This is a genomic window from Mesorhizobium sp. BR1-1-15, from assembly GCF_020165475.1.
In the GTDB taxonomy this organism is placed as follows: Bacteria; Pseudomonadota; Alphaproteobacteria; order Rhizobiales; family Rhizobiaceae; genus Mesorhizobium.
This window is the reverse complement of the sequence record NZ_JAIUIF010000016.1, coordinates 1-15,841: the sequence shown is the minus strand read 5'-3', so window position 1 is coordinate 15,841 and position 15,841 is coordinate 1. Positions and strand designations below refer to the sequence as shown.

Below are 15,841 nucleotides of genomic sequence, written 5' to 3'. Positions count from 1 at the left end.
CTCTACCCGCATTGCGAAAATCCTTTAACCGCCGATTTCGCTGGTTAGGTCGGTCGCCAAGCCGGCTTTGCGGGAGCAAAGCGCCCTGTCATAGATCTTCATGACATTTTCGACATGGCGGTGCGTGCTGTAGGAGAAGAAGGCGTGGTCGCGGGCTGCATCGCTGATCCGGGCCCAGAGCGGCGGATTGGACAGCAACCGCGATAGCGGCTCCATGAAGGCCCCGGCGTCTTCCGGTGTGACCAGAAATCCGGTCCGCCCGTTCTCGATAGCTTCCGGATTGCCGCCATGATCGGTTGCAACCACCGGCGTCCCAAGAAACATCGCCTCGATAAGGGTTCGGCCGAAGGGCTCTCCCATGGCGGGAACCACCAGAACATCCGTTGCCGCGAGGAAAGGTTCGATCGGGTTGCGAAAACCCATGAAGCGCACCGTTTGGCCGAGCCCGCGCTCGGCGCAGCGCACGCGGGCGGCCGCTTCAAGATCTTGCGAGCCCGCGGGTGAATTCCCGAACACGCAGCCGACGACCGGGATTTGCGGATGCTCCCGCACGAAACGATCAAGGATATCGATGAAGAGGAGCGGCCGCTTTCGTTCGATCAGCCCGCCGATGAAGCTCAGGACGCGTGTTCCTGGTGCAAGGCCTAGCTCGTCCAGAAGTGCGGCCTTGGCCGCGATCCTGTCAGGCACAGTCGACGGATGGTCGAAGGGACTATGGATGACGCTGAGCCGTCCCTTGAGGGATCTGATCGGATGCCGCGGTCGCGAAAATCGCGACACCGTCACCATGCGATGCGCGATGAGCGGCGCAAGCACGTTAGCGCCCTTGGCGTCGGGGTCGCCGCGATGATGCCAAACCAGCCGAGCACCTGCCAGCCTCGCCGCAATGCCCCAATTCACATGCGTCCTGCCGTCATTGGTGTGAACGATATCGAACTTCTGCTCCTTGATGAAACGCCGCATGCGCGGAAGCGTACTGGTCAGATAGGTCATGACATCGCCGGGGATTATTCCCTTTCCAGGCGAAGTCGTCGGCAGCGGAAAACCCGTGAAGGGCTGGCCCTCCATTTGCAGAAAGGCCGCCAGAGGCCCGGCCGTTTCCTGAAGCACCAGAATCGGAACGACCTTCGATGTATCGAGGTTCTGGATGAGCTTGAGCGCCGAGATGTGGCTTCCACCGACATCATCACCGATAAATGGAAAGCAAACCCGTATCGGCCCTTGGCTAGCTCCTCCAACCATCGCCTGTTACCCGGTCGCGGTTCCGAGGTAGCTGCCTCGTTCGAGGTAGCTGACGATCACTTCCGCGGCCTCCTCGGCGCTCAGATCCGGCGTAACCGTGATCTGTGGCGCTTCCGGGCGCTCATAGGGACTGCCGATGCCCGTGAAATTCTGGATCAACCCATTTCGGGCGCGTCGATAAAGGCCCTTCGGGTCGCGGCTTTCAGCGATCTCCAGTGGTGTGTCGATGAAGATCTCGATAAACTGCCCTGGGCCGAAGAGGTCGCGCGCCATCCGCCGCTCCGCCTGGAATGGCGAAATGAATGAAGTGAGCGCTATCAGCCCCGCGTCGACCATCAGCTTGGCGGCCTCGGCGACGCGACGAATGTTCTCCACGCGATCCGCGTCGGTAAAGCCGAGATCTCGATTCAAGCCATGGCGAACATTGTCGCCGTCCAGAAGGTAGGTGTGCCTGCCGATCGCATGGAGGCGCTTCTCCACGAGATTCGCGATCGTCGACTTTCCGGAGCCCGACAGGCCTGTGAACCACAGCACCACGGGCTTTTGACCTTTGGCGATCGCCCGCGCATTCATGTCGACATCCAGTGCTTGCCAATGGACGTTGTTCGCCCTGCGCAGACTGAAGTCGATCATTCCGGCACCGACCGTGTGGTTGTTGATCCGGTCGATGACGATGAACGCGCCGGTTTCGTGCACGTTGGAGAACGGGTCGAAGGCGAGCGGTGCCTGTGTCGTCAAGTTGACGAAGCCGACGTCGTTCTTCTCGAGGGTTTTTGCTGCCAGTTTTGCAAAATTATTGATGTCAACCCGGTGTTTTATCTGCGTAACGCTCGCACCCACCACGCTGGTGGCGAGCTTGATCAGATACGGGCGGCCGGGGATCAATGGATCCTCGTGCATCCAGAGCAGATGGGCCGCAAACTGGTCTGACACTTCCGGGCGCTCCGCCGCCCCCGCCAGGACGTCGCCGCGAGAAACGTCGATCTCGTCTTCGAGCGTCAGCGTGACAGCCTCGCCGGCCGCTGCCTCCGACAGGTCTCCGTCCTGGGTGACGATGCGCTTGACCAGGCTCGTCACGCCGGATCGTGCCACGACCACACGGTCTCCCGGCCGGATCACGCCGGCGGCGATGGTGCCGGCAAACCCGCGAAAGTCGAGGTTCGGGCGATTGACCCATTGCACCGGCATCCGGAAAGGCGCGCTACGGCGGTCTCGTTCCACCTCGACGGTTTCCAGATGCTCGATGAGCGTCGGGCCCCGATACCAGGGCAGGTTCTCGCCTTTCGAAAGAACATTGTCGCCATAACGCGCCGACAGCGGGATGGCATCCAGAGACGCGAAGCCAAGCGGTTCCGCGAAGCTTCGATAGGTCGCCTCGATCTCGTCGAATACCGTTTGCGAATAATCGACCAGGTCGATTTTGTTGACCGCAAGGACGACATGCCGGATTCCGAGCAGCGAAACGATGAAGGAATGTCGGCGTGTCTGGGTCAGAATGCCCTGCCGCGCATCGACAAGAATGATCGCCAGGTCGGCATTGGATGCGCCAGTAGCCATGTTGCGGGTGTATTGCTCATGGCCGGGCGTGTCGGCGACTATGAATTTGCGCCGTTCCGTGGCGAAGAAACGATAGGCCACGTCGATCGTAATGCCCTGTTCGCGCTCGCTGGCCAGACCGTCGACCAGAAGGGCGAAGTCGAGATCGCCGCCGGTTGTGCCGTGGCGTTGGGAATCGCGGGTAAGTGTGGCAAGCTGGTCTTCCATCAGCAGCTTCGTGTCGTAGAGCAGCCTGCCGATCAGCGTCGACTTGCCGTCGTCCACGCTGCCGCATGTCAAAAATCGCAGCAGGCTCTTCTTCTCGTGGACAGCAAGATATTGCGAAGTGATCTCGTCTATCGAAGAAGATTCGAGTTCCGCGGTTTGAGCAAAACCCAGCATCAGAAGTACCCCTCGCGCTTTTTCTTTTCCATCGAGGTTGCCTCGTCATGGTCGATCAGCCGACCTGATCGCTCGGAGGTCCTCACGACAAGCATTTCCTGGAGCACTTCGGGAACAGACGCGGCAGTGCTTTCAGTGGCCGCGGTGAGGGGATAGCAGCCAAGCGTGCGGAAGCGTACCGAGCGCATTTCGGGGGATTCGCCTGGGCGGAGCGGCAGACGATCGTCGTCCACCATGATCAACTGTCCGTCGCGCTCCACCACGGGGCGTTTGGCCGCGAAATACAGCGAGACGATGGGGATGTTCTCCCTCATGATGTACTGCCATATGTCGGTTTCGGTCCAGTTCGAGAGAGGAAAGACCCGGACGGACTCCCCTGGTTTCAGCCGGCCGTTGTAGAGGTTCCATAGTTCCGGGCGCTGGTTCTTTGGATCCCAGCCATGGCTATCGCTGCGCAGCGAAAACACCCGTTCTTTCGCGCGGCTCTTTTCCTCGTCGCGCCGCGCGCCGCCGAAAGCGGCGTCGAAGCCGAGCGAGGTCAGTGCCGATTTCAGCGCCTCCGTCTTCATGATCTGCGTGTAGGTCGACGAGCCATGTGTAAATGGCGTGATCCCTTCGGCCAGGCCGGCCTCGTTGCGACGCACCAGCAGCTTCAGGCCAAGCCGCGCGACAGTCTCGTCGCGGAAACGGATCATTTCTTTGAATTTCCACGTCGTGTCGATGTGGAGAAGGGGGAACGGCAGTTGCGACGGATAGAAGGCCTTCATCGCGAGATGGAGCATTACGGCCGAGTCCTTGCCCACCGAATACAACATCACCGGGTTGCGCAGTTCGGCGACGACCTCGCGAATGATATGGATTGATTCAGCCTCGAGTCGTTGCAGATGTGTGAGCCACGAAGGAGAGGAAGGCGAGCGCCGCTGCGCTGCAGGCAAAGTGACCAGGGCTTGAGGTGCCTGGGCTTGAGGCGCAAGAGCTTGAGGTGCAAGAGACATCTAGATCGCCTTTGAAGGGGCAAGACTTGCTTGGTTGAGAGCGTCCGCCGGCGGGGTTTGCCGGTCGGGATGATGGGCGGTCTTGAGCGCCTGTCGCAACGAAAGCGCCAGGCCGAAGGCCCACAGAATGCCCAGGACGATATGGGCAATATTGCCCCCCATCGCGCCGATCCGCGGGATGAGCAGGAGGGCCGTCACGTGGAAGGCGGCTGTGGCAACGACAACAATGCGCAACACCTCACGTTGCCGGCCCATGGCAAGCAGCGCCGAGCGGGCGGCTGAGCCCGAAAGCACGAACGTGACCGCCACCATCTGCACGATGACGAGGCTGGCTGCGCCTATGAACTCCGGTCCCGCGGTCCAGGCGAGCAGCGGCCGGATGAGCACCGCCACGACCAGGACGCAAATGACGCCAAAGCAGAGCAGCATGGCTTCGGTCTGAAAGATCACCCGCTTGAATTCCTCGATGCTGCCTTTTGCCCAAAGGCGGGCGACATCGGGATAGAGAACGTTTTGCACCTGCGGGCCTACTTGCTGGCCGACGCGGCCTATACGCTTGGCGATCTGGTACAAGCCAGCCGAGGCCGGGTCGGCTAGCCATCCCACCAGCAGCGTATCGAGTTCTTGCGCGCTCGCGCGCAAAGTGAGTGAGATGTTCGACGACCACGCGAAATTCCAGATGCCAGGGAAGCGGCGTGTGATGCCGGCCAAAGGCGCGCCCAGGACATTGTGGACACCCTGCCTGTGTAGCGCGCGCATGGTCAGCGTCAGGAGCGCCAGGGAGCCGAGGATCTGCGTTCCGGCCCAAACCGCCGTGAAGTAAGCGAGATCGCCGTTGAGCAGCACGCCGAGCAGACACAGCAATACGCGCAGAACGGCGTTGAGCAGCTGCCCATAGGCGAGGAGGCGAAAGTTGCCGGCCATGCGTTGGACAGCCACGGGGACGCCGGAAATCTGAAATAGCAGAACGCTGGAGTAGAGAACAAGAAGATGCACAATTTGCGTCGACCAACCGAAAACCGGCGCAATGAGAAGGGCCGCGCCAATGGCGACGACCCAGGCGCTGACAGCGGCGCCGACATCGATAAGCAGGCCGAACTTCATGAGGACGCGCAAATTCTCGTGGCCCTCGGATGCGTTCATGCCGGCTGCGTATTTGATAATTGGCTGCCACGACTGGAAGCTGACAACGCGCTCGACGACCCTTGTGAACGCGATGATCAATGCAAGCTCACCATAGTTCGTCACGCCAAGCGCTCGTGCTGAAAGCGTAAAGGCTACAAGCGCCAGCAATGAGCCAAGAAAATTGCCGGTCAGAAGGTGTGCGATATTGGCCAGGCGCGTGCGGCCCGCACTCTTGCGCCTGGCAGCTTGCAGCACCCGTCGAGCCAGTCTTCCGATCATCGCAACCGTAGCCAAAGTCGCCCCGCTCATTCTTGATCGGCAGTACGCGTCCCTTGGTCGTTCTCCGGGATTGTTTCTGCCGATGCATCCATCATCGGCAGAAACCAGAAAGCCGCCACGACCAAGTTTGGTCCTGTCGCAACCCCAATAAGCTAGGACCTGATCGCCGCTACGACCGATGGCCTACCCCATTAGCGGTAGCAGCTTCATGGCCGTTTTATCGCTAAATATATGCGGAACAAAAAAGTAGAACTATAAGACATACCGAACTAATAAAGAGAAAATTGCCTAGATATTTGGCTTTGTAAATTTAAATAAAAGCAAACGGCTCCATATCCTATTAATCTCCTCGGGATGAAGCACGACATATATGGTGCGCCTCTTTCGCTGTTGGTCGAGGATTGATCTAAGGTTGGATCCGGTAAGAGATATGCCGAAATCCGACGGGCCCGAATAGGCTTGGCCGAGCATGCGATCCAGCATCAACTCTCCCAAGGCCGGAGTGTAACGCGCAGAGCTCCAGTACCACCGCATCGTCTGATGACGATCGCCCGGATCCGGAATGTCTTCCATTGTAACGGAGTTATAGCCGCTAAAATCCCACAGTTTCACTTCAGACGTGGCTGTCTTGGATGCGTTGACCTGACTTACGGTATACGTCAGATCCACACGCCAGCGGTCGTAAACCGGGAGTAGCCCCATGGCCCTGAGTGCTTCCATCTGACGAGCATGTATCGGCGAAATGAAGAGCGTGACGTCTACTCCAGCGGCGGTGAGACGATCCAGCAGGTCATGCAACAGGCCGATTCTGGTGATGTCATAATCGAAGCTGCCGGGAGACGAAAACTCCGCCATCAACCGATTCAGCCTCTGGTCGGACACCTGTCTGTAGCTGTAATTATGTGCCAACATGATCTGGTGAAAACCGTCTTCCTTGTCGGTCTCCCGAAATCCAATGCTGTTGGCGTGCACCGTCCGCAAAGCGTCGATAAAGCTTTCGGGGGAGAACAGGGACCGCGCATAAACGATAGGCATTGGAACTCCGGCAAAGCCGGACTCCGGAAAATCTTGGGTTTCCGTTCGGTCCGCCTCAAACATGGAGAAATCGAGATTGACGATCATCCGGCGGGGTGCGCCGTGAGCCAGGGCGAACATGCCAATGTCATAGAGTTCGACCATGCTCGCATGCGGAACCGCGGCATTGTAGGCCTTCAGCCTAGCTAGGCTCGGTCCGGCGGGATCAAGCCCGACGCGCGCCCGCGAGCCGCCGAGGATCAAAGTGTCGTAGTCGGTGAGCCATAGACGTAGTGAGCGCTCGGCTGTCGTACCGATCGAAAGGCGATGTGTCTTTTCGGCATTGAAATCAGGAATCTCCAGATGATGGTTGATCCCATATGGATCGACAACAAAAACGAAAGCGGCAGTCCCAAGTTCTAGCAGAATACCGATGGCTGCAACCCTTGCGGCCAACCGTGGCAGGCGCGATCCAGACGTCCTCAACGGCCCGCCCGACTGCAAAACCTGCGAGCCCATGAACTCGGGCATGGTGGCGTGTCCCGCGGCGCTGATCCCCTCTCGGGTGAAGATCTTGTAAAAGGTCAGGCAGAGAATTTTCAGGTCAAGTGCGAAGGTCCGGTGATCGACATACCAGACGTCCAGGACGAAGCGGTTCTCCCAATCAAGTGCGTTGCGGCCGTTCACCTGCGCCAAACCTGTGATGCCGGGAATGACTTGGTGACGACGCGCCTGCTCAGGGCTATAGCGGGGGAGATACTCCATCAAGAGGGGACGAGGCCCGACGAGGCTCATCTCACCCCGCAATACATTGATCAATTCGGGCAGCTCATCAAGGCTGCTTGCGCGCAGAAAGCTGCCAAAGCCAGTCAGCCTGTCAGCATCGGGAAGCAGCCGGCCATGACGATCCCGACGATCGGTCATCGTTCTGAGCTTGATTATCTTGAATGGTTTCCCGTGCAGGCCGGGACGTTCCTGGCGGAAAAAAACAGGCCGCCCAAGAAGCAGCGCGACTGCTATTGAAAGCACCGCGATGAAGGGCGACATCAGCAGCAGAAGGCAGGCGGCACCGAGCAGGTCGAACGTGCGTTTCATGAGCGATGCTCCTTTCATCGGCATGCCTGCCGCAGCTCGCTGATACGTCCTCTGGCCAACCGCAAGGCTTCGTAGTGGTCAAAAGCCAGGCCACGCCACGGGACACAATCTCGAAGTCTACATGTGCCTTGTGTCTTGAGACCGATCCCAATCAGGGACGATGTGCGGGCATTGCCTTCCACGCGCGACAGGTCGCCGCTTTTAGTTACATTGGCTGTAAAGTGCGCCTATCAAAGATCATTCTCCGGATGAACATCAGGATATGTGCGCCAGATTTGAAAACGCTCGAGGTGTTCTTGTCCGGCATCGGATATTTTTCATTCGTAGATCGCGCACCTGAATAACTGAGTTCGTGATCGATTGCCTTCATTTTCAGAATTTCGTCAAAGCGGAGTCCCATTTCTCCGCAATCTGCTGCATTGAGAACCGATCGATCGTTTTCCGGGCCGATCTACCCATTTTGTGGCGAAGAGCATTGTTTCGCATCAGGCATGCCATCGCGGATGCCAACTCGGCAACATCGTCGACTGGTACCAGCAGACCCGAAACGCCTGGTTCGATGATTTCGGATGGACCGAAATCGCAGTCCGTTGCGACGACGGGCAGGCCTGCCGCCATCGCCTCGATCAGCACGTTGGGAAAGCCTTCGTAGCGTGACGGCAGGACAAAGAGGGAGGCGTCGCGCGCCCATTCGCCCGGACGCTCGGTAATGCCGGCAAGCTTTACCCTGTCCTCCAAATCCAACGCATCGATCTGACGTTGAAGAAGAACCCGATCAGGTCCCTCGCCGAAGATTGTCAACGCCCATGCCGGAAACTCGGTAGTGATTTTAGCAAACGCCTTTATCAGCGTGTCGAAGCCTTTCTGTTCCACCAGGCGTCCGACGGCGACCAGGCGAAACATCTCATTGCCATGGTCTTTGTAGGCATCGGTCGCCTCGCACGGATTTCCGATGACCTCGCAAGGATTTCCGATAACGTGGGCTTTTTTTCTGAGCGTATCCGGAAGCGTCTTGACAATCGCATCAGTCTGCATGACGAGCCGATCCGCCTGCCGAAGTATGATGCCAGAAACGAGCCGCCAAGCGGCATGTTTTTTCTGCGCTTTGGGATTGTTTCTTTCCGAGATAATAACCCGGATGCCAAGATTTTTCGCCGCCAGCAGGCAAAGAATATTAATCTTTGTTAGAAATGAAACGATCAGAGTGGGCTGAAGCTGCTTGAATTCCGCGCGCAACACGACCACGCGCCGCAAGCTGCGGACAAATCCGAGTTTCGAAAGCCGCGAAGCTCCATCCTCTACAAGTCTGTGGACGGTGACCTTCGGGTGCAGGGCAAAATAGCTCTTGTCTTGCTCTCCCACGAAAGCAAATAGATGGACTTCATCTCCGCGCCTGCATCGATCTGCGGCAAGCAGACTGACGACGCGCTCCGTCCCTCCTGCACCCAGGCCCGCCTGCACAATCGCAAGTCGCATTTACTCCCCTCTTAACGTCAGGACGTCGATGGATTATTTCCATACTTCTCGGCGATCTCCGCCAAGTTGCTGCATGGATTGGTGGAAAGGGATTCGACGACAGGAAGATCTCTCTTGATCGTCTCGCCTTGGCCGTGTTCATCCATGAATTGGCGGCGAAGTTCATACCAGCCGCATGCGAGCCGCGTTCCGCCACGGGCAAGCAGTTCGATCGCGGCTGGAGTTAGCCAGTCGATGCAGGTCTGCTCAATGAGTTCGGCTTGCGCATCACTAAGATGATCGGAAAAGCCGCCGACCTTGCCGGGACGCGCATGCTGGCTTTCGCCATCGTGGGCCGCTAGGCCGCCCGCCATCTCATGCTCACGCATTACATCGAAACGCGAGGCGTCGATAGAATCCTGAAGCGCGCGCACGGACGGTGTGTGGCCGAGAAATCTCAGGATACGCGTGCAGGCACCCATAGGGTCTTCCGTCAGTTCCCCATAGCCCAATACTGCACTTACGTGATGCTTTAGACCTCTACCCCAATCATTCAGATATACTATCAGAGCCGGCAGGCCTTGTTCGCGATCGGCAATGAACGCGTCCATGGTGCCTTCGAAGCAGCGTTTGTGACGTGTGGCATCGAAATAAGCTGACACGATTACGTCGCGCGGATCTCGAGTCATGAAGATGATGGGTCGGTTGAGAAAAAGCGAGCGTCTATAGGTGAGGTGCGAAACCAGGACGAGCGGCACACGATGGCGCTCATCTGTGTAACGAAAAGCCGGGATGCCCCTCGTCGGATCGAGATCGAAATCCGGAAGAACCTCGAACATTGGCGAAAGATGGACATTTTCGCCGTTGGCGTGGCGACGAAAGTATTCCGAAAGGATATGTCTAAGCTGGGTTGCTCCGGATTCGGGATAGGAGACAAGAAACGCGTCTGCGCCCGACGCAGCCCAGGTCATCCTGATCCGGGCGTCGATCTTATGCAATGTCAGACGGGTGGTCGTCAGCATGGTGACAGGTCTTCAGTCCTTGGGGATCGTAGCGCAGCATGTATGACGTCGCAGTCGAAGGACGCGATGGGCGGGCTGCCGGCCATGGCCTTGAGTGGTACCGCGCAATCTTCGTAGCGGGACGAAAGCACAAATGCGTCGGCGTCCAGAAAGCAGGATCGCCATGCGTAGCAGATCAGATCCGCCCTTCCCGACTGTAGTGGCGCTGCGATCCAGAAATGCCAAGCCGGCGAAGCTGTCCATCGCGTATTCCAATCCCGCTGTCGCAACCCCTAAATACCCAGCTTTCTTTGAAGGGACGAGTTGCACATAGGGATGCATCGCCGGCTGCCGTTTACCTCTAAAGGAGGACTTGGGCGCAGAAACGAAGCAGACAATAGAAGAGATCTGTGTCCATCTATCGCTCACGCCGGTGAGTTGGAGCCTTGAATTCATGCGCATAGCCTTTGTCGGTGCGGTGGAGGGATCTCGGGTCGCATTCGATGCCCTTGTCGAAGCTGGCATGACGCCTTCGCTGCTTGTCACCCTTGCGGGCGAAGCTTCCAAACGCCATTCCGATTTCGTCGATCTGGCGGGGCCGGCACGTCTGGCCGGGGCCGCGGTCCACCTGACCAAGGACATCAATGCGCCCGACACGATCGACAGGCTCGAAGCCGAGCGGCCCGATTTGACGATGGTGGTCGGCTGGTCGCAAATCTGCCGCGGCGAATTTCGCTCGGTCGCCCGATATGGCTCGATCGGCTTTCACCCGGCGCCGTTACCGCGTTTTCGGGGCAGGGCGGTGATCCCCTGGACGATCATTGCGAATGAAAAGGAGACGGGCTCGACTTTCTTCCGGCTCGACGAGGGTGTCGACAGTGGCCCTATCGTCCTCCAGAAGCTTTTTGCCGTGGCACCGGACGAGACCGCGCGCTCGCTTTACGACAAGCACAAGCAGGCACTGTTCGAGATGACGCCGCTTGTCGTTTCGGCGATAAGTCGTGACAAGGCCGTGGGCGTCGCGCAGGACGAATCCCTTGCCAGCTATTGCGCAAAGCGCACGGCCGATGACGGAATAATCGACTGGAGCGATGCTGCCGAGAATGTCCTTCGTTTCGTCCGCGCCATCGGCGATCCCTATCCGGGCGCCTTCACTTTCACTGCCGGTGCCAAGATCGTGATCGACAAGGCGCGCATGTTTGCCCCGCCTGGGCGCCATATCGGGCTGACCGGCCAGGTCCAAACTCATACCGACAGCGGCTTTACAGTGCTTTGTGGAGACGGAGCCGCCATTGAGGTGACATCCTGGCATGGCGAAAGGCCCAGGATACATGCCAAGCTGGCCTCGGCATGACCAACCTGTGTCGCGCCAAGGACCTAGGCGCGTGCACGGAGCACAGGTCTGCGCGCTTCAGGCGGCGATTGTCGGCCGCGATGGCCGTTCTTCCAGATACCAGCGTACGAAGGCGGTCACCCCGTCCTCGACGCTGGTGCAAGGGCGAAAGCCCGTAAGGGTCTCCAGCAGGCGGGGGTCGGCATAGGTTGCCCGCATGTCGCCAGCCTGCATCGGCAACATCTTGCGGATGGCGCGTTTGCCCAGGCAGTTCTCGATCGTCTTGATGAAAGGCAGCAGCCCGACAGGCTCGCCGCCGCCTATGTTGACGACACGCCACGGCGCGACGGGTGACAGCGTGTCGACGACGCCGGGAGCGGACGCCGCGCGACCTGTCGCAGGCGTGCATTCGACGAGTCGGACGATGGCTTCGACGAGATCATCGATATAAGTGAAATCGCGCTTCATCAGGCCTTCGCCATACACTTCGATCGGACGGCCGTTCTCGATCGCGTCGACAAATTTGAAGAGCGCCATGTCGGGCCGGCCCCAGGGGCCATATACGGTGAAGAAGCGGAAACATGTGGTCGGCGTTCCGAAGATATGTGAATAGGAGTGCGCCATCGCCTCCATCGCCTTCTTCGTGGCCGCATAGAAGGTTAACGGCCAATCAGCCTTGTCGGTTTCGACGAATGGCATCTTGTCGTTCGCTCCATAGGCCGAGCTCGTGGACGCAAGGAGCAAATGCCGGGGCTTGAGATCACGCGCAAGCTCAAGGACGTTGAACGAGCCGACGAGATTGCTGTCCGTGTAACTTCGCGGATTGTCGATTGAGTAGCGGACACCGGCCTGCGCGGCCAGATGCACGATCACATCGGGCCGGGCGGAGTCCGCGGCGCGGCGAAGGGCATCCAGGTCTTCCAGTTGGCCGATATGGGCGCGAAAGGCGTCGTATCTTTCAAGCAGGGCGTGTCGGGACTGCTTCAGGACGATGTCATAGTATGGCGTCATGCCGTCGAAGCCGGTGACGCGATGACCGTCGTCGAGCAGCCGACGCGCCAGGTGAAAACCGATGAATCCTGCGGTGCCGGTGACCAGATACCTCATTCCGCGGCCGCGGCGAAAACTGCCTTGTCTCCGACCGCTCCCTCACCGATATTCACGTACTCGAAGCCGTGCTTGGAGATGTCTGCCCGCCGGTAAATGTTGCGCAGGTCGACCACCACCCGTTTCGACATCGTGCGGGACAGTCGTTCAAAATCCAGGGCGCGGAACTGATTCCACTCGGTCACGATGACCAGCGCGTCGGCGCCCTCGGCGCATTCATAGGCGCCTTCGGCATAGCTTACGCTTGTGCCGAGCACGATTTTCGCCTGTTCCATGCCTTCGGGGTCATACACTCGGACATGTGCTCCAAAATCGATCAAGGCCTGGATGATCGAGAGGGAAGGCGCTTCACGGATGTCATCGGTGTTGGGTTTGAAGGTAAGACCCAGCAAGGCCACTGTCTTTGCGCGGACATCTCCGCCGCAGGCAAATACGATCTTGCGCGCCATGGTGCGTTTTCGCTGGTCGTTCACGGCAACCGTCGTTTCGATCAGGCGCAATGGCGCGCCGCTGTCCTGCGCCGTCTTGACCAAAGCCAGCGTGTCTTTTGGAAAACAGGATCCTCCATAGCCCGGGCCGGCGTGCAGGAACTTTGAGCCGATGCGATTGTCGAGCCCGATGCCCCGCGCTACCTCGCGCACGTTCGCGCCCACGCTCTCGCAGAGATCCGCGATCTCGTTGATGAACGTGATCTTGAGCGCCAGGAAGGCGTTGGCCGCATATTTGATCAGCTCGGACGTGCGGCGGCCGGTAAACAGGATGGGTGCCTGGTTGAGATAGAGCGGCCGATACACCTCCGCCATCACCTCCCGGCCACGCTCGTCCGACGGGAGGCCGATAACGATCCGGTCTGGTCGTTTGAAGTCGTCGATCGCGGCTCCTTCGCGCAGGAATTCCGGGTTGGAGACGACGGCCACATCGGCCAGGGGATTGCATTGGCGAATGATCCGTTCGACCTCATCCCCCGTGCCCACCGGCACCGTGGATTTGATTGCCACCACGGTGAACCCGTGAACAGCGGCCGCGATTTCCCGGGCCGCTTCGTAGACATAGGACAGATCGGCATGGCCGTCGCCTCGCCTCGAAGGCGTCCCGACCGCAATGAACACCACGTCCGCATCGGCGACTGCCGCTGTAAGCATGCTGGTGAAGGTGAGCTGGCCGCTCGCGGAATTCTTGTCGACGAGGTCGTCGAGACCTGGCTCATAGATCGGCATTCTTCCGGCCTGGAGATCGGCAATCTTGGCCTCCGCCTTATCGACGCAGACGACTTGATGGCCGAAATCAGCCAGGCAAGCGCCCGATACAAGACCCACGTAACCCGAACCAACAATCGCGATGCGCATGTAACCGCCACTCTGATGATGACAACTGACGCGATTAAGCCAGCAGCGGCCAAGAAAATGGAGTGCGCAATCGGATAAGACATTACCACTTCCGAGACCTGGTATGGGCCCGGACGGTCGTCTGGCGCGGTTTGACAACGCTAAGTGCTGATGGCCATTGCAAATGGACGAGACGAGATGATCTGGCGCGTAGCCACGCTCGGCTGCAAGCCGGCTGACGGCGCTTTATTGGCGCGTCGATTGCTTGAGTTCATTTTCCGTCAAAAATTCCGGTCGGCTGCCGTTTGGTCTTCTTGCCATGTTCCTAGAGGTAGCTCGGTTCTCGCTTCAACTTGCCGTCCGGGAGCCGAGTCAGGAAATTGCCCTCGAACAGCCTCGCCTGAGCTTGATAGATCTTCGTCCGGTGAGACGGCGCGCTGGAGTGTTCTGCCGTGACGAACAAGGCTAGGCAGAGCACGCCGAGGCCGGCAGGGCGTTTTTCCGGTCCATGCAATGGAATTGTTGCGGGTTGCGCGCGGTCGCATTTGCCGGCGAACATTCAAAGAATGTAGCTGTGCGCCTCGCTTTCCGTCGCACTGTCAGCCGCGGAGACAGGCTTGGCGAAGAGGAAGGCACCATCTCGCGAGAACAGATCCGCCGGCATCATCTGGAACTCGCGCTGCGAATGCGGGACATCCAATTCACGATCGACAATATGCCAGAGGCTGTTGAAGAACGATCCGTCGGCTTGCCTCATGCTTTCCCCCCGAAGCGGCTTTCTCGATGAGAAAACCGTTGCTGGATTGGCCCACATGTCGGCAATGGCGATATCGTAATAGCCGGGATGCGCGGCATTGGGTTTGATAATCGCGAAGGGCGTGTTCTTTTCCGGCCAGCCTACGCGGCCCACGGTTAGGCACTCTTCCGGCTCGGGCAATCTTGCCTCCACAAGATAGGCCAGTGCCGCATCGATGCCGCCGATTTCCGAAACGACGCACGATGTCAGTCCCGCGCGGGCAAGCTGCATCAGCTTTCGAGCCTCTTGTTCATCCATATCGGCCCATCTCAGGAAAGCCATCCATTGCTGGTGCAGGCAGTCGTCCTTGGCCTGGCAAAGAAGTCGTCCTGCCTCCAAAGCGGATTCGACCCTCCTCCTGTCCGCCTCCGCGAAGGCTTCCCGCGCAGGGCGAATTCGGCCGGCAATTTCCATCAGGTCATTTGAGATGTTTTTCATATCCTCCTCCCCAGGCGGATTTCTAATCTGATTTATGCGCTCCATGATGCGTTGGTTTTGTATTGCGTAGAAGGCCATCACGGGAACGCGTGAGATATCTTAGTGGCGTGGCCAACCTATTCTTTTGAGCAAGGGTCCCACTTCCGACTGTCGGCTGATCCGCGCGGGATTGTGTTCGCTACTACTTGCTGCCATAGCTTCGCTTTCGTCATTGTCGGCGTCGCCTGGTCCACACGACGACGTCTGCAAATTCTGCCGTCCGATCCGCCGAACGCCGTCTGCCGGGCGGTATGCGCGCGGTGGATGCTCGGGACCCAACGCTGGTCGCGACATGCAAACTTCTGGCTTAATTTTTCGACGATTGAAGAATGCGCGTACCCTATCATTTCGGTGATGGTGCTCATCCAACCAGACCTGGAGACCTGCGCAGTAAGGAGTAGTCAGAAGAGCTGGAGAAAGCCCGAATGACGGCGAAGGAAGAAAATCCACACGCCTTTGGGCGAATGGAAGTAGGCGCCGTATCTTTCAACGAACTTGCACGCCCAAGGCTCTTGAAGTCATAGCGAAGGGCAATCTGGCTTGAAGAGTGGGGCGATCCGGAACTCCATGACAGCAGTGGCCATCACAGCACCCGCTCGGGCGGGTTGGCGGTTTCGACAGCCGAGCGTCATTCCGGGTTTCGGATTGACGCTCGGCTT

At 58.8% G+C, this 15,841-nt stretch carries 11 protein-coding genes and 1 pseudogene; 2 read left to right on the top strand and 10 right to left on the bottom strand.

Features of this window, described 5'->3' with window-relative positions; genetic code table 11:
• Positions 1-24: 24 nt before the first annotated feature.
• The 7 genes from LB541_RS23015 to LB541_RS22985 form a co-directional block, all read right to left on the bottom strand.
• Positions 25-1,242, bottom strand: a complete 1,218-nt coding sequence (locus LB541_RS23015; protein WP_140498434.1) for a glycosyltransferase family 4 protein — start codon at positions 1,240-1,242, stop codon at positions 25-27.
• A 6-nt stretch (positions 1,243-1,248) separates the two neighbouring features.
• The gene (gene cysN / locus LB541_RS23010) at positions 1,249-3,180 is read right to left on the bottom strand and encodes a sulfate adenylyltransferase subunit CysN (protein WP_224619689.1); all 1,932 of its coding nucleotides are present in this window, start codon (positions 3,178-3,180) and stop codon (positions 1,249-1,251) included.
• A complete protein-coding gene (gene cysD, locus LB541_RS23005; RefSeq protein WP_224619688.1) occupies positions 3,180-4,175 on the bottom strand; it encodes a sulfate adenylyltransferase subunit CysD in 996 nt (331 codons plus the stop codon). The genes cysN and cysD overlap by 1 nt, the downstream gene beginning before the upstream one ends.
• A complete protein-coding gene (locus LB541_RS23000) occupies positions 4,176-5,579 on the bottom strand; it encodes a lipopolysaccharide biosynthesis protein (protein ID WP_224519136.1) in 1,404 nt (467 codons plus the stop codon).
• A gap of 288 nt (positions 5,580-5,867) precedes the next feature.
• Entirely contained in the window at positions 5,868-7,688 is a 1,821-nt protein-coding gene (locus LB541_RS28655) for a sugar transferase (protein WP_140498431.1), read from the bottom strand.
• Between the two features lie 372 nt (positions 7,689-8,060).
• A complete protein-coding gene (locus tag LB541_RS22990; RefSeq protein ID WP_140567303.1) occupies positions 8,061-9,164 on the bottom strand; it encodes a glycosyltransferase family 4 protein in 1,104 nt (367 codons plus the stop codon).
• A 17-nt stretch (positions 9,165-9,181) separates the two neighbouring features.
• Entirely contained in the window at positions 9,182-10,165 is a 984-nt protein-coding gene (locus LB541_RS22985; protein WP_140513529.1) for a sulfotransferase domain-containing protein, read from the bottom strand.
• 433 nt (positions 10,166-10,598) lie between these two features.
• Here LB541_RS22985 and LB541_RS22980 point away from each other — a divergent pair, with 433 nt between their 5' ends.
• On the top strand, positions 10,599-11,498 hold the full coding sequence (locus tag LB541_RS22980; protein ID WP_140498428.1) for a formyltransferase family protein: 900 nt from the start codon (positions 10,599-10,601) through the stop codon (positions 11,496-11,498).
• Between the two features lie 57 nt (positions 11,499-11,555).
• Here the strand turns inward: LB541_RS22980 and LB541_RS22975 are convergent, their stop codons facing one another.
• The 3 genes from LB541_RS22975 to LB541_RS22965 all read right to left on the bottom strand — a co-directional run bounded on the left by LB541_RS22975 (position 11,556) and on the right by LB541_RS22965 (position 15,143).
• The gene (locus LB541_RS22975) at positions 11,556-12,584 is read right to left on the bottom strand and encodes an NAD-dependent epimerase/dehydratase family protein (protein WP_140581285.1); all 1,029 of its coding nucleotides are present in this window, start codon (positions 12,582-12,584) and stop codon (positions 11,556-11,558) included.
• Entirely contained in the window at positions 12,581-13,930 is a 1,350-nt protein-coding gene (locus tag LB541_RS22970; RefSeq protein ID WP_224619687.1) for a UDP-glucose dehydrogenase family protein, read from the bottom strand. The genes LB541_RS22975 and LB541_RS22970 overlap by 4 nt, the downstream gene beginning before the upstream one ends.
• A 538-nt stretch (positions 13,931-14,468) precedes the next feature.
• On the bottom strand, positions 14,469-15,143 hold the full coding sequence (locus tag LB541_RS22965; protein ID WP_140498426.1) for a hypothetical protein: 675 nt from the start codon (positions 15,141-15,143) through the stop codon (positions 14,469-14,471).
• Positions 15,144-15,749: 606 nt separating this feature from the next.
• Here LB541_RS22965 and LB541_RS28650 point away from each other — a divergent pair.
• A pseudogene (locus LB541_RS28650) lies at positions 15,750-15,841 on the top strand (molybdate ABC transporter permease subunit); the annotation flags it as partial.